Raw genomic sequence first — 23,104 nt, 5'->3', positions numbered from 1 at the left:
CCCTCTCCCGCAAGCGGGAGAGGGGAGCAAACCGTCGGTTTTTGCTTCTTACAGGAAGACGATCAGCCCCACGCCCAGCACGATCAGGCCGAACTTGGTGACGTAGTAAAGCTGGCGGTTCCAGGCCTTGAAGCGGCGGCGATACTGGCCGCCCAGCCAGACAAAGCGGAACAACCGGTTGATCATGCCGGTCTGGTCGTGCTCGTCATTGGGCGAGCTGGCCGCGGTCATGACCTTGCGGCCCATCCAGTGGTTGAACTTCGCAGCCCAGCCGTAGCGCAACGGACGCTCGATATCGCAGAACAGGATCAGCCGGTTGGCATCGCTGCGGTTCTCGGCCCAGTGCAGGTAGGTTTCGTCGAAGACCACGCCCTCACCGTCGCGCCAGCTGTGGCGCTCGCCATCGACCTCGATAAAGCAGCGGTCGTCGTTCGGCGTGGCCAGGCCCAGGTGGTAGCGCAGCGAGCCGGCGAACGGGTCGCGGTGCGGGTTGAGCTTGCCGCCCGGCGGCAGCTCGGCAAACATCGCCGCCTTCACCGTGGGCAGCTCGCGCAGCAGCGCCACGGTCTTGGGGCAGAGCTCCTCGGCCGACGGGTGCTGGGCCTCGTACCACTTCAGGTAGAAGCGCTTCCAGCCGTACTTGAAGAAGGAATTGAAGCCGGCGTCGTCGTTCTTGTCCGCGGCCTTGATCTTGCGCATCGCGGCCAGCGCCAGCCCTTCGTCGCGGATCTCGGGCCAGGCGGCGCGCAGCTTTTCCAGGTCGGGGAAGTTGTCGACCGGGATGTACGGCGTGCGGGGCACGCCCGAGAACGCATACATGAAGCAGTTGATCGGGGCCACCAGGGCCGAATGGTCCAGCAGCTGGCGCCAGATGCGCAGGCGCACCTTGCCGCGGAAGTGCACATACAGGACGGCACCGAGGTAGCCCGCGACGATAATCCACTTGATCACCGAAATCCTCCTGGTCAGCCGCCTCCGCCGCGTGTCAGTCACAGCGCGGACCGGCTGGGTGAAAACGCGTATTTTAGCGAAACGGCAGAGCCGCCGCAGCTTGAGACGATTGCGGCACATGGCCCCGGTTCGGGCCGGGAAGTCAGGTTGGCGCGTTCAGGCCCCGCCGCGCGACTGCCGCGCGATGCGCTCGATCAGCGCCTGGGCGTCGTCGGGCAGGCCCTGCAGCCTCAGCAGGCGCGCGTTCAGCACCAGGTTTTCCAGCACCAGCTTGGCGGTCGAGGCCCACATCGTGGCCAGCAGCGCTTCCACCGGCAGGCCGGACGCTTCCATCTCGCTGGAGCGCTCGGCGATCAGCCGGCACGCCAGCCGGCGCAGCGCGGCGTCGTCGAACGGCAGGTCGGCGTAGTCGATGGGGTCTTCCTTCTCGACTTCCGTCATCAGTTGCAGCAGGGTGTCTTCTGTCATGGGCAGACTCCTGGCCTGGCAAGACGCGTGGGCTAAACGCGGAAATCAGCAGCCATGTCGGCATCGGTGCGCGCCTCGAGGCGCCCCGAACGGCACGCGGCGACAAACTGGTCATAGTCGCGCTCGACCTGGTCGGCATAGCCATTGGCATAGCCTACCATCACGTCGGCCATGCGGTCGCTGCGCCCCAGGTAGCCGCTGACCTCGGCGGCCAGGCCGCTGGCCTTGGCGTGCGCGCGGGCCAGCACCCAGCCACACAGCGAGGCATAGCGGCCGAACAGCTCGGCATCCATCAGCTCGATCTGTGCCGACAGCTTCATGTCGCGCAGCTGCCGCAGATAGAAGTGCCGCCCGAACGGCCCCTTGGTCCAACCGAGGAACAGGTCGCTCGCGGCCTGCATCAGGCGCTGGCCCTCGACCACGCGCCGGCCCTCGTGCGCGGTCGGCGCGCTCTTGAAGTAACGCGCCACCACCGACCTGGTGGCCTCCTTGGCCTGCAGGAACAGCGGCTTGTCATGCTGGTCCACCATCAGCTGCACCAGGCAGCGCGTGCCCACGCTGCCCACCCCGCCCACCTTGAAGGCCACATCATGGCGCGTGAAATGGCCGAGCAGCCGGCGCCGGTCGGGGGCCAGCGTGGACAGGTAGTCGTGGTAGGCCTGGTCCAGCGCCAGGTCCGCGTCGCTGGCGGCCAGCCAGTCGTCGCCCGGCCCGAACAGCGTCTGCTCGCCACGCACGTGGAAGATCGCCGGCGGCGCATCGAGTATCGACCAGCGGTCGCCGATGCGCTCGGCCAGCTTGGGCAACAGCGACTCGTGGGTGCGGTCGGCGGCGCGCTCCATGCCGCGCCGGATGCGTTTCTGGACTTCGGGCAAGGTTTCTTCTTCGAGCAGCCGCTCGAAGGTGATGCGGTCGTACCAGGTCTCGAGCATGCCCATTTCGCCATAGGCGAGCATGCGGCGCTGGTAGCTGCCCACCGCTTCGCGCACCACGTCTTCGGCCACAGCGGACTTGTGCCGCAGGTGGCGTGCCGCTACCACGAAGCTTGCGCACAGGCGCTTGAGGTCCCATTCCCACGGACCGGGGCTGGTTTCGTCGAAGTCGTTGAGGTCGAACAGCAGCGCGCGCTCGGGCGTGGCAAAGCCGCCGAAGTTGGCCAGGTGGCAGTCGCCGCAGATCTGCATATGCAGCCCGGAATCCGCGGTGCTGGCCAGGTCGTGCGCCTGGATGATGGCGCTGCCGCGGTAGAAGGCGAATGGCGACTGGATCATGCGGCCGTAGCGCAGCGGCACCAGCCGCTCAACCCGGCCCTGGCTGCTGATTTCCAGCAGTTCGACGGGGTCGCGGTCGACGTTGCCAATGGCCTCGTGCGCACCGCGCGGCACCTGCTGGCGGGCGGCCCTGCCGCGCTCGCGCCGGGCCTCGACCGTACCCTCGGCCCCGGCTTGCCCGCCCTCCTGACGTGTCGCCACCATGCCCCCCCATGCCGGCGCCGCCAGCGGTTGCCATTTGTGCAGCATCTGCAACAGAAGCTAATGCACTGCGCCGCGGCTTGTCAATCGGCAGGCCACGGCGCGGGTCAGGCTGAGGTCGGGCGGATGTGCGCCGTGGCTCAGAGCGCGGGCGGCTGGCGACGGAAACCGACGCCGAAGCGGTTCCATGCATTGATGGCCGAGATCAGCAGCGTCAGGTCCGCCATTTCCTTTTCCGAGAATTGCTCGCGCAAGTCCTGGTAGTCCGCATCCGGCGCCTGGCTTTGCGGCAGCAGCGTCAGCGCCTCGGTCCACGCCAGCGCGGCGCGCTCGCGCGGGGTGAACCAGCTCACTTCACGCCAGGCCGGCAGCAGGTTCAGGCGGCGCTCGCTTTCGCCATGCTTGCGCGCATCGGTGATGTGCATGTCCAGGCAGAACGCGCAGCCGTTGATCTGCGAGGCGCGGATCTTCACCAGTTCCTTGAGCGTGGTCTCCAGCGAGCAGCGTGCCAGGTAGACCTCCAGGCCAACCATTGCCTTGTAGGCGTCAGGGGCCACGTCTTGCCAGTTCATCCGTTCTTCCATGATCGATCTCCGCTTTGACAGGTTGGATTCGGCGGGCACTGGTGTCGCGCCCGTTGGGATGAAAGATAGACCCATCGATTGGCCCCGTACACCGCCAATTTCCGGCAGAATCAGTAGACCAATCCTGACCGACGCGTACCTTATGGAACTGCATCTCGCCCTGGACCAAGCCAGCGACCTGACCGCGCAGATCGTCCACCAGATCCGCGACGCGATCCAGGGCGGCCGGCTCGAGGCCGGCGCACGCATGCCGCCTACGCGCCTGCTTGGCACCCAGCTGGGCGTGGCGCGCAAGACGGTGACCACGGCGTATGAACGGCTGGTGGCCGAAGGCTGGCTGCACGCGCGCGTCGGCGACGGCACCTATGTGGCCGAGGGGCTGACCCGCCCGGCCGTGCGCATGGCGGCGGCGCCGGTGCTGCCGCCTGCCGTGCAGCGCTGGATGGCGGTACCGACGCCGTTCCTGGACTCCGGCGGCGGCGCGCGCTATGCGTTCCAGCCGGGGCAGGCCGATACCACGCGCTTTCCGCATGAAGCCTGGTCGCGCTGCGTGCGCGCGGCGCTGGCCGCCGAGCGCCAGCGCCCGCCCAGCGCCGCCGATCCGGCCGGCGAGATGGTGCTGCGCCAGGCCATTGCCCGCCATATCGCCTTCACGCGCGGCGTGCAGAGCATGCCGACCGACATCCTGGTCACGGGCGGCGCGCAACAGGGCATCGACCTGCTGGCCCGGCTGCTGCTCGGGCCCGGCGCCGTGGTGGCGATGGAGGATCCCGGATATCCAATGGCGCGTTCGTTGTTCCAGGGGCTGGGCGCACGGGTGGTGCCAGTGCCGGTCGATGGTGAAGGGCTGGTGGTGGAGGCGCTGCCGAACGATGCCACGCTGGTCTATGTCACCCCATCGCACCAGTCGCCGCTGGGCGTGCCGATGAGCCTGGCGCGGCGTCAGGCGCTGCTGGACTGGGCGGCACGCCGCCACGCGGTGATCCTGGAAGATGACTACGACAGCGAATTCCGCTACGGCGGCCAGGCGCTGGACGCACTGCAGACGCTGGACCGGCATGGCCGCGTGGTCTACCTAGGCACGTTCTCGAAGACGCTGGTGGCGAACCTGCGCGGCGGCTACCTGGTGATGCCGCCCTGGCTGATGCCGGCCGCGCGCAAGGTCAAGCACCTGATGGACTGGTACACGCCGACGCTGATCCAGCAGGCGCTGGCGCGCTTCCTGTCCGAGGGTCACCTGCTGCGCCATATCCGGCGCTCGCACGCGCGCCACGCCCAGCGCCGCGCCCGCCTGCTGGCGCGGCTGCACGGCGACCTGTCGCCGTGGCTGGAGCCGCTGCCGGCAATGGCGGGCTTCCACCTGGCGGCGCGGCTGCGCGTGCCGGTGGCGTCCGAGGCACTGGTCTCGACCGCGCGCCTGGCCGGCCTGGCACTTGCCACGCTCGATCCCTGCTATGCCACGCCCCCTGCTACCTGCGCGGGGCTGCTGCTGGGCTTCGGCGCCATCGACCTGCTGGATATCGATCCTGCCCTGGACCGGCTGGCAATGGTACTCTCTGCACTGGTACCTGAGCCGGCGCACGCCACGTGATGCGGGCCGCACAGGAGCGATACCAGGTGACGCATGCCGCGCGCATGCCATCACAGCGACATGGCGCCGCAGTCATGCTGGTATTTCGCAAACCGACGTGAACAAACCGGAAGCGTGCGGGTCTCATTCGCACTTTCCACACAACCAGAGTCGCGTTCATGACCAAGCGTTTGTTGTCCGCCATGCGTCAGTACGCATGGTTTGCCGGGGTGAAGCACCATGTCGTGCAGGGCGTCGAAGCCCTGGCGGAACTGCTCAAGTCCCCTTCCGCCGCGGCGCGCGCCGTCGCGGCCATCGTTGCCGAAACCGAGCACGGCGTTCAGGTCTGGGTCTCGTACTTCGGCAAGCCGCTGGATCCGCACACCAACTACGTGCTGTGGCCCAACCGCGCGCTGCGCCCCGCGCGGCGGCGCATCCAGCCCTCTCCGATCGAACTGTTGCAGATGCAGCGACGGCGCGACGGATAGCCGCGCCTGCTTGCTGGCTGACGTTATGCAGCGCCCTCGTGAGGGCGCCGCCGGCGTTCAGGCGTCCGCCCAGCGGCGCAGCAGGTTGTGATAGACCCCGGTCAGGCCGATCACCGATTCATGCGCCTGGCCGAGTTCCTGCGCCACCTGGCGGATACGCGCGTCCAGCTCGAACAGCAGCGCGCGCTGGCCATCGTCGCGCACCATGCTCTGGATCCAGAAGAACGATGACACCCGCGCCCCGCGCGTGACCGGCGTCACGTGGTGGATGCTGGTGGCCGGGTACAGCACCATATGCCCGGCCGGCAGCTTCACGCGCTGCTGGCCGTAGGTGTCCTCGATCACCAGTTCGCCGCCGTCGTATTCCTCCGGCTCGGTCAGGAACAGCGTCGCCGACAGGTCGCTGCGGATGCGGAAGCTGGTGCCGCGCAGGTAGCGGATCGCGTTGTCGACGTGGTTGGCAAAGGTATGCCCGCCCTCGTAGCGGTTGAACAGCGGCGGATAGACCTTCAGCGGCAGCGCCGCCGAGAAGAACAGCGCGTTATTGCCGAGCGCGTCCTGGATCAGGTCGCCCACCTGGCGCGCCGCCGGCGAGCCCTCCGGCAACTGCAGGTTGCGCTTGGCCAGCGCCGACTGGTAGCCCGAGGTCTCATTGCCGTCGGCCCACGCCGCCGCGTCGATGACCTGCCGGACTTGCGCCACCTGGGCCTTGGACAGTACGTCGGGAATCTGCAGCATCATGATGGCAATAATGTCGGGATGAATCGGGCAGGTGCACATTGTATGGGAAGCGCGGCAGGGACCCGAACAAGAATCATTACTGTTTGATCCTGTGCAGGCGGCGGGCTTCACTACAATGGGTTCTGTATCCCCGTCACCGACAAGGAGCCGACATGTCCGAACCGCTACACGATGAAGCGCTGGTCAATCTCTACCTGGAACGCATCTCGGCTCTCTCGGTGAGCGCCTTCGATGGTGCCGATGTCAGCGGCGAGCTCGATGCGGTGATGCGCGAAGCGGTAACCAAGTGCCAGGCCGCGGGCGGGCCGCAGGCGCAAGGAACACTGACGGTGCTGGCCACGCGGCTGCGTGAGCATGCCGACGCCGCGGAGCGTGAAGACCAGCCGCTGGTGCGCGATACCTTCAGGCGTGCGGCGGAACTGGTGCGCACCTAGTGGTGCAAGCGCACGAACGCTGCAAGGCATGCCTTTGGGTTGCGCGGAATGACATCGGAGCAGTGAGTGAGTCAGGCCGGACGGCCTTGAGAACAACGCCTTGAAGGACTGCGGCGAATGCCGCTGGATACTAATATAAGGCGTTGGTTGCGGGGGCAGGACTTGAACCTGCGACCTTCGGGTTATGAGCCCGACGAGCTGCCAACTGCTCCACCCCGCGTCTGAAGGAGACGGATTATGGGCGATTCATCCGCGCATGGCAAGCGCTATTTTGCCGTGCGCATGAAATCGTTCGTTCCCGCCTCGCGCCGTCATGCAATGCGCCTGGCTTTGCCACCTCAATAGCAATAGATCACGGCATGATATAAGCCGTTGCGCCAACCACAATGACGCGCAGCTCTTACTCGGCGGGCCCCAGCAGCCGGTCCACCAGGGCATAGCCCGCGCCGAAGGCAGCCACCTCCGCCGCATGGCGCGTGGCGAACTGCTGCGGGCCGCTGGCAAGCAACTCGGTATCGCCCGCGTCGGCCGGGTCGGCGCCTTCCTGCGACACGCGGACTTCATAGCCCCAACGGCCGATGCTGTCCTGCCCTTGCGGCGATACCAGGACATAGACATCCATGCCGCGGTACTCTTCAACGCGCCACTCTGCGTTTTCCATGCGCTCAGCTCCCAGGGTCGAGGTTGTGCCTGATTCGAGCCTAGGAGGCCGCACGCACGACCGCAAGGCGTGACGCAGCAATCGCAGGTCTGCGCGGGTGCAGGTGGAAAGCGGGAACGGTAGCCGCGGCGCGCAAGTCGAATGGCACGACGGCGAGAGGACGGAAGCGAAAGAGGGCTTCCGTTTCCGGAAGCCCTCTTCTTTCTGCATAGGTGGCGCGGCTGGCAGGATTCGAACCCACGACCCCTTGGTTCGTAGCCAAGTACTCTATCCAACTGAGCTACAGCCGCACGCGAGAAAAAGATTATAACCCAGTTTTTATTTTTGGGAAGCCCCTTCGCAACTTTTTTGTGATCTTTCTTTGGAAGGGGCGCAGCAGATGCCCGCCGGCGAGGTTCGCCTGTGGCGTTTTCCTATAATGACAGACCCAAGAAGTGATCCGGAACATGAACAAGGCATTTGTCAAAGAGTCGTCCGGCGACGAGGACGACGATCTCCCCGAAGGCGCAACGCCGCTACCTCCCGGCACCAAGAACTACATCACCGCCGAAGGCTACAACCGCCTGCGCAATGAGCTGATGCAGCTGATCGACGTCGACCGGCCCGATGTAGTGCAGATCGTGTCGTGGGCGGCCTCCAATGGCGACCGCTCGGAGAATGGCGACTATCTCTACGGCAAGAAGCGCCTGCGCGAGATCGACCGCCGCATCCGCTTCCTGACGCGCCGCCTCGACAAGGCGGAAGTGGTCGACGCGTCCCTGCAGGGCGACAACGACCAGATCTTCTTCGGCGCCACCGTCACCTACGCCAATCGCGCCGGCGAAGAAACCACCATCACCATCGTCGGCATGGATGAAGTCGACCTGGACAGCAACCACGTGAGCTGGATCTCGCCGATCGCCAAGGCGCTGATCAAGGCGCGCGAGGGCGACACCGTGGCGCTGCGCACGCCGGCCGGGGTCGAGCAGATCGATATCCTGGAAGTCCGCTACCCGTCGCGGAAACAATAGCCTGGAGTGGAGGCCGTTTTAGGGCGGCCCTGGCTAGGCGTGCGGCCGCAGACAGTACAAGTAGTACGGCAAGGCCGCGCAACGACGCCAGGGCCGTCCTAAAATGGCCTCCTAGCCGTCGTTGCGGTCGCGGAAGATGCGGATCACATCGGGGTTGCGCCGCAAGCCCCGCATCACGTTGGCCAGGTGCAGGCGGTTCTGCACCTGGATGATGAACTGCATATAGGTGGCTTCCTGGTGGCCGGCGTCCTGCTGCTCCATGGCCACGTGCGCGACGTTGGCGTCGGCGGCGGTCAGGTCCGCCGCGACGCGCGCGACGATGCCCTTGACGTTGCGCACCATCACCTTGATCGACACGTCGAAGGCGCGCGTGGTCTTCTTGGCCCACATCACGTCGATCCAGTGCTCCGGATCCTTGCTGTGCAGGCGCTTGGCGATCTTGCAGTCCTGCACGTGGATCTGCAGCCCTTCGCCCTTGCCCAGGTAGCCAACGATGGAGTCGCCCGGGATCGGGCGGCAGCACGCCGAGAAGATCATCGACATGCCTTCGTCGCCAGTGATCGGCACCGCGGGCGCTTCTTCGCCGGCGAAGGTCTGCACCGCCGCCAGCAGCGCGCTGTCGACATCGCCGGACAGCTCCTGGAGCAGGATCTCCATGCGCTTGGCCACCACCGCCGGCACGCGCCGGCCCAGTGCCAGGTCGGCAAAGATGTCTTCGCGCTGCTTGTTGCCGGTCCACTGCACCATGCGGTCCCACACCGACTGCGGCACCGCCTTGAGCTCGAAGCCGAGCTGGCGCGCCGACTGTTCCAGCAGGCGCTCGCCGAGCTGGATGGCTTCGTCGAGCTTGGTGGTCTTCAGGTAGTGGCGGATCGCCGCGCGCGCCTTGCCGGTGCGCACGAACGACAGCCACGCCGGATTGGGCTTGGAGTACGGCGCCGTCACCACCTCGACGATATCGCCGCTCTTGAGCTCGGTGCGCAGCGGCAACATCTCGTTGTTGATCTTGACCGCCACGCACTGGTTGCCCAGGTCGCTGTGCACCGCGTAGGCGAAGTCCAGCGCAGTGGCGCCGCGCGGCAGCGCGCGGATATGGCCCTTGGGCGTGAACACATAGACCGCGTCCGGGAACAGGTCGATCTTGACGTGCTCGAGGAATTCCTGCGAATCGCCGGTCTGGCTCTGGATGTCCAGCAGCGACTGCAGCCACTGGTGCGCCTGCTGCTGGATATCGTTGGCGTGGTCGGCCTGGTGCTTGTACATCCAGTGCGCGGCCACGCCGGCCTCGGCGATCTGGTGCATGTCGCGCGTGCGGATCTGGAACTCCACCGGCGTGCCGAACGGGCCCACCAGCGTGGTATGCAGCGACTGGTAGCCGTTGATCTTGGGGATGGCGATGTAGTCCTTGAACTTGCCCGGCATGGGCTTGTACAGCCCGTGCAGCGCGCCCATCGCCATGTAGCAGTGCATCTGCGTTTCCACCACCACGCGGAAACCATATACGTCCAGCACCTGCGAGAACGACAGCTGCTTGTCGTGCATCTTGCGGTAGATGCTGTAGAGCGTTTTCTCGCGCCCGGACAGTTCGGCCACGATGCCGGCGTCGGCCAGCCCCTTCTGCGCGGCTTCCAGGATACGCTTGACCACCTCGCGGCGGTTGCCGCGCGCGGCCTTGACGGCCTTCTCGAGCGTGGCGTAGCGAAACGGCGAGCCGACCTTGAAGGACAGCTCCTGCAGCTCGCGGTAGATCGTGTTGAGACCGAGACGGTGCGCGATCGGCGCATAGATCTCCATGGTCTCCAGCGCGATGCGGCGGCGTTTCTCCGGCGGCACGAAGTCGAGCGTGCGCATGTTGTGCGTACGGTCGGCCAGCTTCACCAGGATCACGCGCACGTCGCGCGCCATCGCCAGCAGCATCTTGCGGAAGCTCTCCGCCTGCGCCTGCTCGCGGCTCTGGAATTCGAGCTTGTCCAATTTGGTCAGGCCATCGACCAGTTCGGCGACCTTGGGGCCGAATTTCTCGGCCAGCTCGCTCTTGGTGATGCCCTGGTCTTCCATCACGTCGTGCAGCAGCGCCGCCATGATGGACTGCACATCCAGCTTCCAGTCCGCGCACAGCTCGGCCACCGCCACCGGATGGGTGATGTAGGGCTCACCGCTCTGGCGGTACTGACCCAGGTGGGCTTCGTCGGAAAACTGGAAGGCCTCGCGCACGCGCGCCAGATCGGGCGCCTTCAGGTACGCGAGTTTCTCCATCAGCCGGGTGATGGAGATGACCTGCTGGCGCGGCGGCACCGCCGGCTGCGAGGTCGGGCCGAAGAAGTGCCGGTATGACTGCGCCAGCACTGCGTCGATAAACAGGCTGTCAGCCGCCGGCGCCACATCCTGCATCGCGGCCAGCTCATCCTGCAGCGCCGCGCCCCTGGACTTGCCCGGCGCCAGCGCGGGCGCGACGGCACGCTCGCCGACGACATCGTCGCCGAGCGGATCGGGAAGATTGGGAGCGCCGGTGCGCGCGTTCACGGAGGGCTGGCCCGGAATGGTGCGCTTACGCGCCGTAGGCGGGGCCGCATCGCCAAGCGCCGGCGCCACGGCAGTCGGCGACGGCTGGGAGGGAGGCTTGGAGGGCGAATGCGGCGAAGGCATGGCGGCGGCCCCTGGAATCCGGCTGGATACGTGCTGGCACGATGCGAGGATAAGCCATGGGCCGCCTGACCAATCAGGTCGGGACCTTCTTCAGCATCTCGATGCCGACCTGGCCCGACGCGATCTCGCGCAGTGCCACCACAGTCGGCTTGTCCTTTGCTTCGACTTTGGGCGTGTGGCCCTGCACCAGCTGACGGGCACGATACGTGGCCGCCAGCGCGAGCTCGAAGCGATTCGGAATGTGTTTCAGACAATCTTCGACGGTAATACGCGCCATATCAAATCCACCTTGGGACAAAACCTTACGTTGGGTTGCTATTTTACAGCACGCGGCGGAAAACGCCGGCGGCGCCCCGCGCAGCTGTCATCGGCAGGCATCGGCTCAGTGGATGCCCAGCTCGATAAACAGCTCCGTATGCCGTGCTTTCTGCGAGGAAAACCGCAGCCGCGTGGCGCTGATCACGTTGCGCAACTGCTCGAGAGCATCGTCGAAGACCTCATTGATGATGACGTAGTCCGACTCCGAGGCGTGGGCCATTTCACTGCCCGCCGCCAGCAGCCGGCGCACGATCACATTGGGCTCGTCCTGGCCGCGTTTTTTCAGGCGCTCTTCCAGAGCCGTCAGCGACGGCGGCAGGATGAAGATCTCGACCGCGTTGGAAAAGCGCTGGTGCACCTGCTGCGCGCCCTGCCAGTCGATTTCCAGCAGCACGTCGTTGCCCTGCGCCATCTGCTGCTCGATCCACACGCGCGAGGTCGCGTAGTAGTTGCCGTGGACCTCGGCCCATTCCAGGAAGTCGCCGCGGTCGCGCGCGGCGCGGAACGCGTCGACCGTGACGAAGTGGTACTCGCGCCCGTCCTGCTCGCCCGGGCGCGGGGCGCGCGTGGTGTGCGAGATCGACAGGCGGATGGCCGGGTCCTGCGACAGCAGCTTGTTGACCAGCGTCGACTTGCCGGCTCCTGACGGCGCCACCACCATGAAGAGGTTGCCGGGGTAGACGGTATCGATGGCAGTGTGAGGCGCGGATTGAGGCGTTGGGCTCATGATGATTCTTTGGTGATTCCTGGGGCTGTCTTTATTCGAGATTCTGGACCTGTTCGCGCATCTGCTCGATCAGCAGCTTGAGCTCCATCGAGGCATCGGCCAGTTCCTTGGCGGCGGCCTTGGAGCCAAGCGTGTTGGCCTCGCGGTTGAGCTCCTGCATCATGAAGTCCAGGCGCTTGCCGGCCTGGCCGCCCTTCTTCAGGATATGCCGGGTCTCGTTCAGGTGCGCCTGCAGCCGCGACAGCTCTTCGGCGATGTCGATGCGGATGCCGTAGACGGTGGCTTCCTGGCGGATGCGCTCGGCGATCTCGTCGCGGCTCATCGACGGCATGCCGGTGGGCGCGGCCAGGTTGAAGGCTTCCTGCAGGCGCTCGGTCAGCTTTTCCTGGTGGTGCGCGATCAGCTGCGGGATGGTCGGCGTCAGGCGCTCGACGATCGCCAGCATGGCGTCGATGCGCTCCACCAGCGTCGCCTTGAGCGCGTCGCCTTCGCGGCGGCGGGCTTCCAGCAACTGGTCCAGCGCCTCGCGCGCGGCGCCCAGCACCGCCTCGCGCAGTGCCTCCTGCGACAGTTCCGGCTCGACCAGCACGCCCGGCCAGCGCAGGATCTCGCCCATGCGCAGGGTGCCGGCGCTGGCGAAGGTGGCGGCGACGGTGGTTTCCAGCGCGCGGATCTGCGCCAGCAGCCCTTCATTGAGGGCCAGGGTGGCGCCGCCGGTGTCGGTGCGCTGCAGGTTGATGCGGCATTCCAGCTTGCCGCGCGACAGCTCGGCCATCAGCATCTCGCGCAGGGCCGGCTCGAAGGCTCGGCACTCTTCCGGGGCCCGGAACAACAGGTCGAGGAAACGCGAATTGACAGTGCGGAATTCCACCGAAACGGACGCGGAGCGCCCGCTGGGCTCGCCTTGCGCGTTGGTCAATGGCGCCTGGCGCGTCGCCAGGCCATAGCCTGTCATGCTGTGGATCATTGGATGTTCTCGTGAATGGCGGCGGCCCCGGGCTGGCGACCCGAGCACGCCCGCCTCGAGCGCCCCGCAAGGGATCCTGGGGACGCTCTCAATACGTTGAAAGGAGGGCAACAATGCCCTTATTTGTGTTCTTTACAAGTGACCGATTAGCCCGGACAATCCGGAGGCAAATCAGGTCCCTATTCCCATGACAGAGCCAAAGGGCACGACACAACCGAAGAGTGCACCGCTGCCCGTCGGCACGCTGTTGTCCAACTATCGTATTGTAAAGAAGTTGGCCAGCGGGGGGTTCAGTTTCGTCTACCTGGCCACCGACGATACCGGCGCACCGGTTGCCATCAAGGAATACCTGCCGTCGTCGCTGGCGCGGCGCAACCCGGGCGAACTGATCCCCGTGGTGCCCGAGGAAAACGCCGCCGCGTTCCGGCTTGGCCTGAAGTACTTCTTTGAAGAGGGCCGCTCGCTGGCCCGCATCTCCCATCCCAGCGTGGTGCGCGTGGTGAATTTCTTCCGCGAGAACTCCACCGTCTACATGGTGATGAACTATGAGCTGGGCAAGACGCTGCAGGAGCACGTGCTGGCCGCCCGCCAGCAAGGCGGCCCCAAGGTGCTGCGCGAGCATTTCATCCGCAAGGTCTTCCACGACCTGATGAGCGGCCTGCGTGAAGTGCATATCCACAAGCTGCTGCACCTGGACATCAAGCCCGGCAACATCTACCTGCGCGAGGACGAATCCCCGATCCTGCTGGATTTTGGCGCCGCGCGGCAGACCCTGACCATGGAAGCGGCCCGCTTCCAGCCGATGTACACCCCCGGCTTTGCCGCGCCCGAGCTCTATGGCAAGCATTCCGACCTGGGCCCGTGGACCGATGTCTACAGCCTGGGCGCGACGCTCTACGCGTGCATGGCCGGCATGCCGCCGCAGGAAGCCAACCAGCGCGAAAAGGAAGACCGCATGGGCGATGCCCTGGCGCGGCTGCGCAGCAGCTACACCAACGGGCTGGTGGACCTGGTCGAATGGTGCCTGCGGCTGACGCCGGCCGAGCGCCCGCAGAGCGTGTTCCGGCTGCAGAAGGAGTTGCGCGAGCAGACCAACGCCCTCGGCGAACAGGCGCTGGCGCCGCAGACGCAAGCCCCGGCCCTGGCGCCGGCGGAGCGGCCCGCGGCGACATCGCGCTTCCTGACCCTGCTGCGCCGGCGTGACGAATCCGTCCCCGGCGCGAGCGTCGACTGAATCACAAATCTGGCGCCCCGCTTGCGGCCAGTCCACTGAATTCCCTGAAAGCCAACATGCGATTCTCTGTCTACCAGGAAAGCAGGAAAGGCGGCCGCCGCGTCAACCAGGACCGCATGGGCTATTGCTTCACGCGCGACGCGCTGCTGATGGTGCTGGCCGACGGCCTGGGCGGCCATGCGCACGGCGAAGTCGCCGCGCAGCAGGCGCTGCAGACGCTGGCGCGCCAGTTCCAGGTGCAGGCGCGGCCCACGGTGCGCAACCCGGCCGAGTTCCTGCAGGACACCATCATGCTGGCCCACCGCGAGATCCACCGCTATGCCGAGGCCAACCAGATGGCGGACGTGCCGCGCACCACGGTGGTCTGCTGCCTGGTGCAGCAGGGCCAGATCTACTGGGCCCACGCCGGCGACTCGCGCTATTACCTGCTGCGCAAGGGCCGGCTGCTGACGCGCACGCGCGACCACTCCAAGATCGAGAACCTGCTGCAGCAGGAGCGCGTGCTGCCGATGCACGTGGCCAACCACCCGGAGCGCAACAAGCTCTACAACTGCCTGGGCTCGCCCAACCTGCCGCTGATCGACCTGGGCGGCCCGGTGCGGCTGGAGCCGGGCGACGTGGCCCTGCTCTGCTCCGACGGCCTGTGGGGCGCGCTGGAAGAGCCCGCGCTGGTGGACAAGCTGTCGCGCCTGTCGGTGGTGCAGGCGGTGCCCGCGCTGATCGAGCAGGCGCTGCAGAACGCCGGCGAAGGTGCCGACAACACCACCGGCATCGCCATGATGTGGGAACTGGACAGCAATGCGGCGGGGCAGGATTCGGTCATGACCGACACCCTGCCGCTGAACGCCTTCACTACCTCGATCCTGGAGCGCACCGGCTCGGAAAGCGACCTGCTGTCCGAAGAGGAGATCGAGCGCTCGATCGCAGAGATCCGCGCCGCCATCGACAAGACCAGCAACCTGATGCGGTAATGCCTTGCCCCGGCGGCGCGCCGGGGCAACTGTGCAGCGCTCCAGGGCTGGCGGCGTTAGAATCGCGGTCTCTCCCCGATTCGGACAAACCATCCCATGCGACCCAGCGGCCGCGCAGCCGATGCGCTGCGTTCCATCAGCCTTACCCGCCACTACACCCGCCACGCCGAGGGCTCCGTCCTGTGTGCCTTTGGCGACACCAAGGTGCTTTGCACCGCCAGCGTGCTGGCCAAGGTGCCGCCGCACAAGAAGGGCAGTGGCGAAGGCTGGGTCACGGCCGAATACGGCATGCTGCCGCGCGCCACGCACACCCGCTCTGACCGCGAGGCCGCGCGCGGCAAGCAGACCGGCCGCACCCAGGAAATCCAGCGCCTGATCGGCCGCGCCATGCGCTCCGTGTTCGACCTGGCGGCGCTGGGCGAATACACCATCCACCTGGACTGCGACGTGCTGCAGGCCGACGGCGGCACCCGCACCGCGGCCATTACGGGCGCCTTTGTCGCCGCCCATGACGCGGTTTCGACCATGCTGCGCGATGGCCTGATCGTTGCCAGCCCGATCCGCGACCATGTTGCCGCGGTCTCGGTCGGCATGGTCGACGGCGTGCCGGTGCTGGACCTGGACTACGCCGAGGACAGCAGCTGCGACACCGACATGAACGTGGTCATGACCGGCAGCGGCGGCTTTGTCGAGGTGCAGGGCACCGCCGAAGGCGCGCCGTTCAGCCGCGCCGACCTGGACGCCATGACGCGCCTGGCCGAAGCCGGCATCGCCCGCCTGGTGCAGCACCAGCGCGAAGCGCTCGGCCTGGCCTGAGGAGCGGGACCCGCGATGCAACGCCTGGTACTGGCTTCCAACAACGCCGGCAAGCTGCGCGAATTCGGCGCGCTGCTGGCCCCGCTCGGCTTTGACGTGGTGCCCCAGGGCGAACTGGGCATTCCCGAGGCCGAAGAGCCCTTTGCCACCTTCGTCGAGAACGCGCTGGCCAAGGCCCGCCATGCCAGCCGGCTGGCCGGGCTGCCCGCGCTGGCCGACGATTCCGGCATCTGCGTGCAGGCGCTGGACGGCGCGCCCGGCGTCTATTCCGCGCGCTATGCGCAGATGGCCGGGCAGGCCAAGTCGGATGCCGCCAACAATGCCCACCTGGTCTCGCAACTGGCCGGCAAGCTGAACCGCCACGCGCACTACTACTGCGTGCTGGTGTTCGTGCGCCACGCCGAAGACCCTTGCCCGATCATCGCCGAAGGCCTCTGGCACGGCGAGGTCGTCGACGCGCCGCGCGGCGCGGGCGGCTTTGGCTACGACCCGCACTTCCTGCTGGCGCATCTGGGCAAGACCGCCGCCGAGCTGTCGCCCGAAGAGAAGAACACGGTCAGCCACCGGGCCCAGGCGCTGCGCGCGCTGGTGGCACGGCTGCAGGCCGATGCCGCGCAAAGCGCCACCCGATGATCCCGATCGTACCGGTCTCCGCGTCCGTGCCCGTCGACAGCAAGCAGCTCTGGCTCAAGCCCGGGCAGATCAGCCTGCCCGGCTCGCCGCCGCTGTCGCTGTACGTGCATATCCCGTGGTGCGTGCGCAAGTGCCCGTATTGCGATTTCAACTCGCACGCCGCACCCGGCGCCGACAACCACGAGATCCCGGAAGACATCTACCTGGACGCGCTGCGCGCGGACCTGGAGCAGTCGCTGCCGCTGGTGTGGGGCCGGCCGGTGCATACGGTCTTTATCGGCGGCGGCACGCCCAGCCTGCTGTCGGCGGCAGGCATGGACCGGCTGCTGTCGGACATCCGCGCGCTGCTGCCGCTGGATGCCGACGCCGAGATCACGATGGAGGCCAACCCCGGCACCTTCGAGGCCGACAAGTTCGCCAGCTACCGCGCCAGCGGCATCAACCGGCTGTCGATCGGCATCCAGAGCTTCAACGACCGGCACCTGCAGGCGCTCGGGCGCATCCACGGCGGTGCCGAAGCGCGCAAGGCGATCGACATCGCCCAGGCCAGCTTCGACAACATCAACCTGGACCTGATGTACGCCCTGCCCGGCCAGACGCTGGATGAATGCCGGCAGGATGTGGAAGCCGCGCTGTCGTACGGCACCACGCACCTGTCGCTGTACCACCTGACGCTGGAGCCCAACACCCTCTTCGCCAAATTCCCGCCCGCGCTGCCGGACGACGACAGCGCGTACGAGATGCAGGCCTGGATCGAAGCGCGCACGGCCGAGGCCGGCTACCGGCACTACGAAACCTCGGCGTATGCAAAGCCGCATCGCGAGGCGCGCCACAACCTGAACTACTGGCGCTTCGGCGACTACCTCGGCATCGGCGCCGGCGCGCACGGCAAGCTGTCGTTCCCGCATCGGATACTGCGCCAGATGCGGCACAAGCATCCGGCCACCTACATGGAGCGGGCGCTGGCCGGCAATGCCGTGCAGGAAGCGCGCGATGTCGGCGCCGACGAGCTGCCGTTCGAGTTCATGCTCAACGCGCTGCGCCTGACCGACGGCGTGCCGGCATCGAGCTTCCACGACTACACCGGGCTGCCGCTGCATACCATCAGCAAGCAGCTGGCCGAGGCGGAAAAGAAAGGGCTGCTGGAAGCGGACCTGACCACCATCCGCCCCACCGAGCTGGGCCGGCGCTTCCTCAACGACCTGCAGGAGATGTTCCTGAAGGACTGAGCGCCGACGAGCACCGGTACAAGAAAAGGCCACGCGATGCGTGGCCTTTTACATGCTGGCAAACGTCAGGCTGGCATGTCAGTACGGCGTTGCCATGTCATTGGCCACGCGTGCGCGCATGCCCACCTGCAGGTTGCCCAGGCTCGACTGGGTCACCGTGGCGATGCGGCCATCATCCAGGCGCACGTTGACGCGGTACGCGGTCTGGGTGTTGCTGCCCGCGCGCTTCTCGATCTGGTTGCCGGCCACGGCGCCGACCACGGCACCGCCGATGGTCGCCGCGGTCTGCCCGCGCCCGCCGCCGATCTGGTGGCCCAGCAGGCCGCCGGCCGCACCGCCGATCACGGTGCCGAGCAGGCCCGAGCTGCCTTGCGTACTGGTGATCGGTTCAATCGATTCCACGCGGCCGTAGTACACCGCGCCAGCCGGGGCCTGCGAGGTGTTGGGAGTCTGGTACCCCGGAGGCGGGGCGTTGTAGCCGGTGTTGTAGCCGCTGTCATACGGGGCGGCACAACCGGCCAGCACAGCCGCTGCAGCCACCGGAACGATCAGCCATTTCTTGCTATGGATTCGCATTTTGAGTTCTCCTCTGTTGCCAGGCGAAAGCCGGGGATGCGGCACACACCGCGCCATCCGGCACGACAATATGAGCGATGCCGGCGTGTGAAGGTTCCGTAATGTCAGACAGACGCCGACATCCGCGGCAGCGGATGTGGCAGGAAGTTTACGCGCGCTTGCGTGCCGCAACACAAGACCACCATCGATCCACGCGAGCCTTGTATAATGCGCGGCCTGACCGTCAGGTCTGCAGGCGGCAGCGCGCCGGGCCCATGCCCTTTCGCGCTACAATGCCCGCACTTCCAGGAAGCGTGGCCGAGTGGTTTAAGGCAGCAGTCTTGAAAACTGCCGATGGGGTGACCCATCCGTGAGTTCGAATCTCACCGCTTCCGCCAGACAAGAGAAACGGCCCGCACCAGTAACTGGTGCGGGCCGTTTTTCATTAGAGATCGCCGTGCAGGTCTTGCGTCAGCAGACGGTACGCCTCGGCTTCTGAAATCCTGAGCCGGTACTTGCACGCCAGCACGCGCGCCAGGCCATGCGCCGCGCCCGGCGGGCTGTGCCGCAGTTGTTCGCGGTAGGCCTCCACTTCATAGCGCAGGCGCCAGCGCCGGCTGGCCAGGTAGAGCACGCCCATCAGGCCCCAGCTGCGCCAGAACTGGCGCACATGCACCTTCTCATGCTCGATCAGCGCCTGGCTGGCGCCGGGGCGCAGCAGGATCAGCGGACCGGGCGTGAAGCCGTCAAACCCGCGCGGTATCAGCCAGCGGGTTTCGACGACCAGGCACAAGGGCGAGCGGCAATAGCGGAGCATGCACCTAGCATAGCGCGGATGCCGCCGCCCTGCCGCTGGCTCAGGCCGCCGCCCGCAGCGGCGCGGAGGCGGCCAGCCCCCCGGCCTGCCCGCGCGAACGTCCCGAGCTCAGGTACCCGGCGATCGATTCCTGCGTGACCTCGCCCAGGTAGGCGCCGTCAGCGCCCATCACCGGCAGCCAGCTGGTGTTGTGCTGGTACATGCGCGACAGCACGATGCGCAGGTGCTCGTCGAAGGCCGCGGTGACGGCGAACGGGCGCATCACATCACTGCACTGCCCCTTGCCGGAGCGCGCATCGCGGCGCGTGACGTAGCCCAGCGCGACCTGGGCGTCGTCCACCACCGGCAGGTGGCGCACGTCGGCATCGTCAATCACGCCCAGCGCTTCGGCCAGCGGCATGTCGGGGCGGCAGCTCGGCGGCATGGTGGCAGCGTCGCCGGCGCGTACCAGCAGCAGGCGCTTGAGGGTGTTGTCGTGGCCGACGAAGGCCTGCACGAACTCATCGGCCGGATGCGCCAGCAGCGCGTCGGGGTGGTCGAACTGCACCAGCTTGCCGCGGCGGAACACCGCGACCTTGTCGGCCAGCTTGATCGCTTCGTCGATATCGTGCGAGACCATGATCACGGTCTTGCCGAGCTGGCGCTGCATCTGCAGGAATTCGTTCTGGATGCTCTCGCGGTTGATCGGGTCGACCGCGCCGAAGGGCTCGTCCATCAGCAGCAGCGGCGCGTCGGCCGCCAGCGCGCGGATCACACCGATGCGCTGCTGCTGGCCGCCGGAAAGCTCGCGCGGATAGCGCGTCAGCAGCCGGTTGGGATCGAGCTGCACCATCGCCATCAGTTCACGCGCGCGCTCGCGGCACTGCTTCTTGTCCCAGCCCAGCAGGCGCGGCACCACCATGATGTTCTCTTCGATGGTCATGTTGGGGAACAGGCCGATCTGCTGGATCACGTAGCCGATCTTGCGGCGCAGGGTCACGCCGTCAAGGCCGCGCGTATCCTCGCCCTCGATGCGCACCGTGCCCGAGGTCGGCTCGATCAGCCGGTTGATCATCTTCAGCGTGGTGGTCTTGCCGCAGCCCGAGGGGCCGAGGAAGACGCAGATCTCGCCGCGCGGCACCGTCAGCGACACGGCGTCGACGGCGCGCGTTTCGGTGCCGTCTTTCTGCGGGAAGGACTTGGTGAGTTGGTCGAGTTCGATCATGTGCGGATTCCCTTTGGCGTCAGTGCCCGCTGCAACCACTGCAGGAAGGCGTCCGCCACGATGGCGAGCAGGCTGACCAGGACCGCGCCCACGGCCAGCTTGCTCATGTTGCTCTGGCTGATCGCCTGCAGGATCAGCACCCCAAGGCCACCCGCGCCGATGATGGCGGCAATGGTGGCAACCCCGATATTCATCACCACGGCGGTACGCACGCCGCCGAGGATCACCGGCACCGCCAGCGGCAGGTCCACCAGCCGCATGCGTTGCCAGGCGGTCATGCCGATGCCGCGCCCCGCTTCCTGGATGCCGGGGTCGACATTGGCCAGCGCGGTGTAGGTGTTGCGCATGATCGGCAGCAGCGAGTACAGGAACACCGCCGTCACCGCGGGCACGTAGCCAAGCGCATGGCCGAAGCGCGCGAAGATCGGGATCATCAGCCCGAACAGCGCGATCGACGGCAGCGTCAGCACGATCGTCGCCAGCGCCAGCAGCGGCGTGGCCAGCGCGCGGAAGCGCGTGATCACGATGCCCAGCGGCACCCCGATCAGGATCGCCAGCCCCACTGCCGAGCCCACCAGCGCCAGGTGCTCGCCGGTCATTTTCAGCAGCGTGGGCCAGCTGTGCTGCAGGTAAGAGAACAAGTCCATGCGGCCTCCCTCAGATCAGTCCGTGGCTGCGCAGGAAGTCCTCCGCGACCTTGTCCACCGGCTGCTGGCCGATGTCCACCTTGTAGTTCATGTCGGTCATGCTCTCGTTGTCGAGCTTGGCAGCGAGTGCATTGAGCAGGCCGGCCAGTTCCGGATGCTTGTCGAGCACCGGCTTGCGCACCACCGGCACCGCGTTGTACGGCGGGAAGAAATGCAGGTCGTCTTCCAGCAGCACCAGGTCGAAGCCCTTGACGCGGCCGTCGGTCGCATAGACCAGGCCCAGCTCCACCTGGTTGTTCTTCAGTGCGGTGTAGACCAGGCCCGGGTCGAGCTGGATCACGTCGCGGCGCGAGAACGGCAGCTTGTACAGCGCCTTGAGCGGCTCCAGGCCGTCCGGGCGCGCAGCGAATTCCATGTCGACCGCGAACGGGTGGCTGGCGTCGGGGCCGGCGCGGCGCATCTGCTCGGCAAAGCCCGACAGCGTGGTCACGCCGCTGGCCGCGCGTTCCTTCGGCATCGCCAACGCATAGGTGTTGTTGATGTTCGAGGCATCGAGCCACACCAGCCCGCGCGCGCCGTCCATCTGCTTGACGCGCTCGTAGCTTTCCCTGGCGCCGAGTTTTTCCTGGACCTTGTTGAACACGATCAGCGCGGTGCCGGTGTAGTCCCACACCACGTCGAGCTGGTTGCTCTCCATCGCCTGGCGCATCAGCGTGCTGCCCAGGCCGGCGGTCAGTTCGGTGGTGAGGCCCTTGGCGCGCAGGTATTTCGAAGTCATCGACGACAGCAGCAGCTGCTCGGTGAAGTTCTTGCCGCCCACGCGGATCGGCGTGGCCTCGGCATGCGCTTCAGGCGCAGTGGCCAGCGCCAGGCCCGCCGCAAAAGCGGTGACGGCAGCCACCACCAGGGCGACGCGCCGGGCGCGGCGGTGGATGAATTGCATCTGGTTTTCCATTTAGGTCCCCATGTTCAGCGCGCCAGCCCGCGCCGGCGCAGGTACAGCTGGCCGGCGGCGGCAAAGAGCGCGTCCAGGGCCAGCGCCAGCAGCGCCGTGGCGGCCGCGCCCAGCAGCAGCAGTGGCTGGTTGTTCAGGTAGATGCCCGGGAAGATCAGCTCGCCCAGGCTGTTGGCACCGATCAGGAAGGACAGCGGCACCGTGCCCACGTTGATGACCAGGGCGATGCGGATGCCGGCCAGCATCACCGGCAGCGCGTTGGGCAGTTCCACGCGCACCAGGCGCTGCACCGGCGTCATGCCGATGCCACGCGCCGCTTCCAGCAGCGTGGGCGAGACATTGCGCAGGCCTTCGTAGGTGTTGCGCACGATCGGCAGCAGCGAGGCCAGCCACAGCGCCAGGATGGCGGGCCGCTCGCCGATGCCGAGCACGGCCAGGGCCAGCGCCAGCACCGCCAGCGACGGCACGGTATTGCCCACGTTGAAGACCTGCATCAGGCGGTCGGCCCAGCGGCGCATGCACGCGCGGCTCAGCGCGATGCCGGCCGGGATGCCGGTGGCCAGCGCCAGCGTCATGGACAGCACCACCAGGCGCAGGTGGTCGGCCACGTCGTAGAGCAGGCGCTCCTGGTACTGGCGAATCACATCGACGCCGATCCATGCCACCAGTGCAGCCAGCGCGGCCAGCGTCAGTCCTGCCCAGGCGAGGGCCCGTGCCGATTGCTTTGACATACTCTCCCCTTTTCCGAAACCGAAAAGCGCGCAGCACGCCACTTCCCGGCAATGGAAAACAATATGGGCTGGTGCGTGCGGAGATAGGGCGCCACCAGTCCCGGTTCAGATTGCATTGCCGCCATGACCGGCACGATTGCCGGCGGACGGTCTGTGGATTCCTCCGCCGTGGGCGGGAAGTCCGATTGACGGGATGCCGGGTTGAATTGGCAGTCCCTGAAGCGGCGCAACCGGCGACGCAAAGTTGTTTGCGATCGATTGGCCAGTGGCAGCGC

General features: G+C 66.8%; 25 protein-coding genes and 3 tRNA genes. 10 read left to right on the top strand and 18 right to left on the bottom strand.

What is annotated here, in order from left to right:
• Positions 1-48 precede the first annotated feature (48 nt).
• The 4 genes from lpxO to AC3WLE_RS12965 all read right to left on the bottom strand — a co-directional run bounded on the left by lpxO (position 49) and on the right by AC3WLE_RS12965 (position 3,475).
• On the bottom strand, positions 49-951 hold the full coding sequence (lpxO, locus tag AC3WLE_RS12980; protein ID WP_492357078.1) for a lipid A hydroxylase LpxO: 903 nt from the start codon (positions 949-951) through the stop codon (positions 49-51).
• 156 nt (positions 952-1,107) lie between these two features.
• Positions 1,108-1,419, bottom strand: coding sequence for a hypothetical protein (locus AC3WLE_RS12975; protein WP_010809215.1), 312 nt, complete (start codon positions 1,417-1,419; stop codon positions 1,108-1,110).
• Between the two features lie 32 nt (positions 1,420-1,451).
• A complete protein-coding gene (locus tag AC3WLE_RS12970) occupies positions 1,452-2,894 on the bottom strand; it encodes a DUF2252 domain-containing protein (RefSeq protein WP_492357087.1) in 1,443 nt (480 codons plus the stop codon).
• Positions 2,895-3,031: 137 nt separating this feature from the next.
• Positions 3,032-3,475 carry a carboxymuconolactone decarboxylase family protein gene (locus AC3WLE_RS12965; protein WP_492321710.1) on the bottom strand — a complete coding sequence of 148 codons (444 nt, stop codon included), beginning with the start codon at positions 3,473-3,475 and terminating at the stop codon, positions 3,032-3,034.
• A gap of 142 nt (positions 3,476-3,617) precedes the next feature.
• Here AC3WLE_RS12965 and pdxR point away from each other — a divergent pair, with 142 nt between their 5' ends.
• Both pdxR and AC3WLE_RS12955 read left to right on the top strand, forming a co-directional pair.
• Positions 3,618-5,066 carry a MocR-like pyridoxine biosynthesis transcription factor PdxR gene (gene pdxR / locus AC3WLE_RS12960; RefSeq protein ID WP_492357079.1) on the top strand — a complete coding sequence of 483 codons (1,449 nt, stop codon included), beginning with the start codon at positions 3,618-3,620 and terminating at the stop codon, positions 5,064-5,066.
• Positions 5,067-5,224: 158 nt separating this feature from the next.
• Positions 5,225-5,533: a hypothetical protein gene (locus tag AC3WLE_RS12955; protein ID WP_010809219.1), complete on the top strand. Its 309-nt coding sequence runs from the start codon at positions 5,225-5,227 to the stop codon at positions 5,531-5,533.
• Positions 5,534-5,590: 57 nt separating this feature from the next.
• Here AC3WLE_RS12955 and AC3WLE_RS12950 read toward each other — a convergent pair whose 3' ends face one another.
• Positions 5,591-6,274 (bottom strand): Fe2+-dependent dioxygenase, encoded by a 684-nt coding sequence (locus tag AC3WLE_RS12950; RefSeq protein ID WP_492321708.1) that lies wholly within the window; start codon positions 6,272-6,274, stop codon positions 5,591-5,593.
• 152 nt (positions 6,275-6,426) lie between these two features.
• On the opposite strand from AC3WLE_RS12950, the gene AC3WLE_RS12945 reads away from it, so the two are divergent.
• Positions 6,427-6,708: a hypothetical protein gene (locus AC3WLE_RS12945; protein ID WP_035819589.1), complete on the top strand. Its 282-nt coding sequence runs from the start codon at positions 6,427-6,429 to the stop codon at positions 6,706-6,708.
• Positions 6,709-6,852: 144 nt separating this feature from the next.
• On the opposite strand, the gene AC3WLE_RS12940 is transcribed toward AC3WLE_RS12945, so the two are convergent.
• The 3 genes from AC3WLE_RS12940 to AC3WLE_RS12930 form a co-directional block, all read right to left on the bottom strand.
• Positions 6,853-6,928 (bottom strand) — tRNA-Met (locus AC3WLE_RS12940).
• 180 nt (positions 6,929-7,108) lie between these two features.
• The gene (locus tag AC3WLE_RS12935) at positions 7,109-7,369 is read right to left on the bottom strand and encodes a hypothetical protein (protein ID WP_013955938.1); all 261 of its coding nucleotides are present in this window, start codon (positions 7,367-7,369) and stop codon (positions 7,109-7,111) included.
• 213 nt (positions 7,370-7,582) lie between these two features.
• Positions 7,583-7,659, bottom strand: a tRNA-Arg gene (locus tag AC3WLE_RS12930).
• A gap of 156 nt (positions 7,660-7,815) precedes the next feature.
• Here AC3WLE_RS12930 and greB point away from each other — a divergent pair.
• Entirely contained in the window at positions 7,816-8,379 is a 564-nt protein-coding gene (gene greB / locus AC3WLE_RS12925; protein WP_492321707.1) for a transcription elongation factor GreB, read from the top strand.
• Positions 8,380-8,490: 111 nt separating this feature from the next.
• Here the strand turns inward: greB and AC3WLE_RS12920 are convergent, their stop codons facing one another.
• From AC3WLE_RS12920 to AC3WLE_RS12905, 4 genes are all read right to left on the bottom strand, one after another.
• Complete coding sequence (locus tag AC3WLE_RS12920; RefSeq protein ID WP_492321706.1) at positions 8,491-10,902, bottom strand: RelA/SpoT family protein; 2,412 nt, start codon at positions 10,900-10,902, stop codon at positions 8,491-8,493.
• Positions 10,903-11,098: 196 nt separating this feature from the next.
• On the bottom strand, positions 11,099-11,302 hold the full coding sequence (gene rpoZ, locus AC3WLE_RS12915; RefSeq protein ID WP_006578656.1) for a DNA-directed RNA polymerase subunit omega: 204 nt from the start codon (positions 11,300-11,302) through the stop codon (positions 11,099-11,101).
• 105 nt (positions 11,303-11,407) lie between these two features.
• Positions 11,408-12,070: a guanylate kinase gene (gene gmk / locus AC3WLE_RS12910; protein WP_010809225.1), complete on the bottom strand. Its 663-nt coding sequence runs from the start codon at positions 12,068-12,070 to the stop codon at positions 11,408-11,410.
• A gap of 31 nt (positions 12,071-12,101) precedes the next feature.
• Positions 12,102-13,037 carry a YicC/YloC family endoribonuclease gene (locus AC3WLE_RS12905; RefSeq protein WP_492321705.1) on the bottom strand — a complete coding sequence of 312 codons (936 nt, stop codon included), beginning with the start codon at positions 13,035-13,037 and terminating at the stop codon, positions 12,102-12,104.
• 187 nt (positions 13,038-13,224) lie between these two features.
• Between AC3WLE_RS12905 and AC3WLE_RS12900 the strand changes: the two genes are divergently transcribed.
• The 5 genes from AC3WLE_RS12900 to hemW all read left to right on the top strand — a co-directional run bounded on the left by AC3WLE_RS12900 (position 13,225) and on the right by hemW (position 17,920).
• Positions 13,225-14,271, top strand: a complete 1,047-nt coding sequence (locus AC3WLE_RS12900) for a serine/threonine protein kinase (protein WP_492321704.1) — start codon at positions 13,225-13,227, stop codon at positions 14,269-14,271.
• A gap of 56 nt (positions 14,272-14,327) precedes the next feature.
• Positions 14,328-15,242, top strand: a complete 915-nt coding sequence (locus tag AC3WLE_RS12895) for a PP2C family protein-serine/threonine phosphatase (protein WP_010809228.1) — start codon at positions 14,328-14,330, stop codon at positions 15,240-15,242.
• A 96-nt stretch (positions 15,243-15,338) separates the two neighbouring features.
• Positions 15,339-16,058 carry a ribonuclease PH gene (gene rph, locus AC3WLE_RS12890; protein WP_492321703.1) on the top strand — a complete coding sequence of 240 codons (720 nt, stop codon included), beginning with the start codon at positions 15,339-15,341 and terminating at the stop codon, positions 16,056-16,058.
• Positions 16,059-16,073: 15 nt separating this feature from the next.
• On the top strand, positions 16,074-16,691 hold the full coding sequence (gene rdgB / locus AC3WLE_RS12885; RefSeq protein ID WP_492321702.1) for an RdgB/HAM1 family non-canonical purine NTP pyrophosphatase: 618 nt from the start codon (positions 16,074-16,076) through the stop codon (positions 16,689-16,691).
• On the top strand, positions 16,688-17,920 hold the full coding sequence (gene hemW / locus AC3WLE_RS12880) for a radical SAM family heme chaperone HemW (protein ID WP_492357080.1): 1,233 nt from the start codon (positions 16,688-16,690) through the stop codon (positions 17,918-17,920). The genes rdgB and hemW overlap by 4 nt, the downstream gene beginning before the upstream one ends.
• 78 nt (positions 17,921-17,998) lie before the next feature.
• Here hemW and AC3WLE_RS12875 read toward each other — a convergent pair whose 3' ends face one another.
• Positions 17,999-18,496, bottom strand: coding sequence for an outer membrane lipoprotein (locus tag AC3WLE_RS12875; RefSeq protein WP_010809232.1), 498 nt, complete (start codon positions 18,494-18,496; stop codon positions 17,999-18,001).
• 287 nt (positions 18,497-18,783) lie between these two features.
• Here AC3WLE_RS12875 and AC3WLE_RS12870 point away from each other — a divergent pair.
• Positions 18,784-18,873 (top strand) — tRNA-Ser (locus AC3WLE_RS12870).
• A 47-nt stretch (positions 18,874-18,920) separates the two neighbouring features.
• Here AC3WLE_RS12870 and AC3WLE_RS12865 read toward each other — a convergent pair.
• Genes AC3WLE_RS12865 through AC3WLE_RS12845 form a run of 5 tightly spaced genes read right to left on the bottom strand, consistent with a single transcriptional unit; the run spans position 18,921 to position 22,829 of the window.
• Positions 18,921-19,292, bottom strand: a complete 372-nt coding sequence (locus AC3WLE_RS12865) for a hypothetical protein (RefSeq protein WP_010809233.1) — start codon at positions 19,290-19,292, stop codon at positions 18,921-18,923.
• A gap of 40 nt (positions 19,293-19,332) precedes the next feature.
• Positions 19,333-20,496, bottom strand: a complete 1,164-nt coding sequence (locus AC3WLE_RS12860; RefSeq protein ID WP_492357081.1) for an osmoprotectant ABC transporter ATP-binding protein OsmV — start codon at positions 20,494-20,496, stop codon at positions 19,333-19,335.
• The gene (locus AC3WLE_RS12855; protein ID WP_492321714.1) at positions 20,493-21,143 is read right to left on the bottom strand and encodes an ABC transporter permease; all 651 of its coding nucleotides are present in this window, start codon (positions 21,141-21,143) and stop codon (positions 20,493-20,495) included. The genes AC3WLE_RS12860 and AC3WLE_RS12855 overlap by 4 nt, the downstream gene beginning before the upstream one ends.
• Before the next feature lie 10 nt (positions 21,144-21,153).
• The gene (locus AC3WLE_RS12850) at positions 21,154-22,086 is read right to left on the bottom strand and encodes a glycine betaine ABC transporter substrate-binding protein (RefSeq protein ID WP_492357082.1); all 933 of its coding nucleotides are present in this window, start codon (positions 22,084-22,086) and stop codon (positions 21,154-21,156) included.
• Between the two features lie 26 nt (positions 22,087-22,112).
• Positions 22,113-22,829, bottom strand: coding sequence for an ABC transporter permease (locus AC3WLE_RS12845; RefSeq protein ID WP_492357083.1), 717 nt, complete (start codon positions 22,827-22,829; stop codon positions 22,113-22,115).
• Positions 22,830-23,104: the final 275 nt, after the last annotated feature.

The sequence above is a fragment of the Cupriavidus sp. FW306-1B-F12B genome, from assembly GCF_058781795.1.
This window is presented reverse-complemented; position numbering and strand designations above follow the sequence as displayed.

Coding starts and splice junctions, on each gene's coding strand:
- AC3WLE_RS12975 (WP_010809215.1), bottom strand. CDS start 1,419: ATGACAGAAGACACCCTGCTGCAACTGATGACGGAAGTCGAGAAGGAA.
- AC3WLE_RS12970 (WP_492357087.1), bottom strand. CDS start 2,894: ATGGTGGCGACACGTCAGGAGGGCGGGCAAGCCGGGGCCGAGGGTACG.
- AC3WLE_RS12965 (WP_492321710.1), bottom strand. CDS start 3,475: ATGGAAGAACGGATGAACTGGCAAGACGTGGCCCCTGACGCCTACAAG.
- pdxR (WP_492357079.1), top strand. CDS start 3,618: ATGGAACTGCATCTCGCCCTGGACCAAGCCAGCGACCTGACCGCGCAG.
- AC3WLE_RS12955 (WP_010809219.1), top strand. CDS start 5,225: ATGACCAAGCGTTTGTTGTCCGCCATGCGTCAGTACGCATGGTTTGCC.
- AC3WLE_RS12950 (WP_492321708.1), bottom strand. CDS start 6,274: ATGATGCTGCAGATTCCCGACGTACTGTCCAAGGCCCAGGTGGCGCAA.
- AC3WLE_RS12945 (WP_035819589.1), top strand. CDS start 6,427: ATGTCCGAACCGCTACACGATGAAGCGCTGGTCAATCTCTACCTGGAA.
- AC3WLE_RS12935 (WP_013955938.1), bottom strand. CDS start 7,369: ATGGAAAACGCAGAGTGGCGCGTTGAAGAGTACCGCGGCATGGATGTC.
- greB (WP_492321707.1), top strand. CDS start 7,816: ATGAACAAGGCATTTGTCAAAGAGTCGTCCGGCGACGAGGACGACGAT.
- rpoZ (WP_006578656.1), bottom strand. CDS start 11,302: ATGGCGCGTATTACCGTCGAAGATTGTCTGAAACACATTCCGAATCGC.
- gmk (WP_010809225.1), bottom strand. CDS start 12,070: ATGAGCCCAACGCCTCAATCCGCGCCTCACACTGCCATCGATACCGTC.
- AC3WLE_RS12905 (WP_492321705.1), bottom strand. CDS start 13,037: ATGATCCACAGCATGACAGGCTATGGCCTGGCGACGCGCCAGGCGCCA.
- AC3WLE_RS12900 (WP_492321704.1), top strand. CDS start 13,225: ATGACAGAGCCAAAGGGCACGACACAACCGAAGAGTGCACCGCTGCCC.
- AC3WLE_RS12895 (WP_010809228.1), top strand. CDS start 14,328: ATGCGATTCTCTGTCTACCAGGAAAGCAGGAAAGGCGGCCGCCGCGTC.
- rph (WP_492321703.1), top strand. CDS start 15,339: ATGCGACCCAGCGGCCGCGCAGCCGATGCGCTGCGTTCCATCAGCCTT.
- rdgB (WP_492321702.1), top strand. CDS start 16,074: ATGCAACGCCTGGTACTGGCTTCCAACAACGCCGGCAAGCTGCGCGAA.
- hemW (WP_492357080.1), top strand. CDS start 16,688: ATGATCCCGATCGTACCGGTCTCCGCGTCCGTGCCCGTCGACAGCAAG.
- AC3WLE_RS12875 (WP_010809232.1), bottom strand. CDS start 18,496: ATGCGAATCCATAGCAAGAAATGGCTGATCGTTCCGGTGGCTGCAGCG.
- AC3WLE_RS12865 (WP_010809233.1), bottom strand. CDS start 19,292: ATGCTCCGCTATTGCCGCTCGCCCTTGTGCCTGGTCGTCGAAACCCGC.
- AC3WLE_RS12860 (WP_492357081.1), bottom strand. CDS start 20,496: ATGATCGAACTCGACCAACTCACCAAGTCCTTCCCGCAGAAAGACGGC.
- AC3WLE_RS12855 (WP_492321714.1), bottom strand. CDS start 21,143: ATGGACTTGTTCTCTTACCTGCAGCACAGCTGGCCCACGCTGCTGAAA.
- AC3WLE_RS12850 (WP_492357082.1), bottom strand. CDS start 22,086: ATGCAATTCATCCACCGCCGCGCCCGGCGCGTCGCCCTGGTGGTGGCT.
- AC3WLE_RS12845 (WP_492357083.1), bottom strand. CDS start 22,829: ATGTCAAAGCAATCGGCACGGGCCCTCGCCTGGGCAGGACTGACGCTG.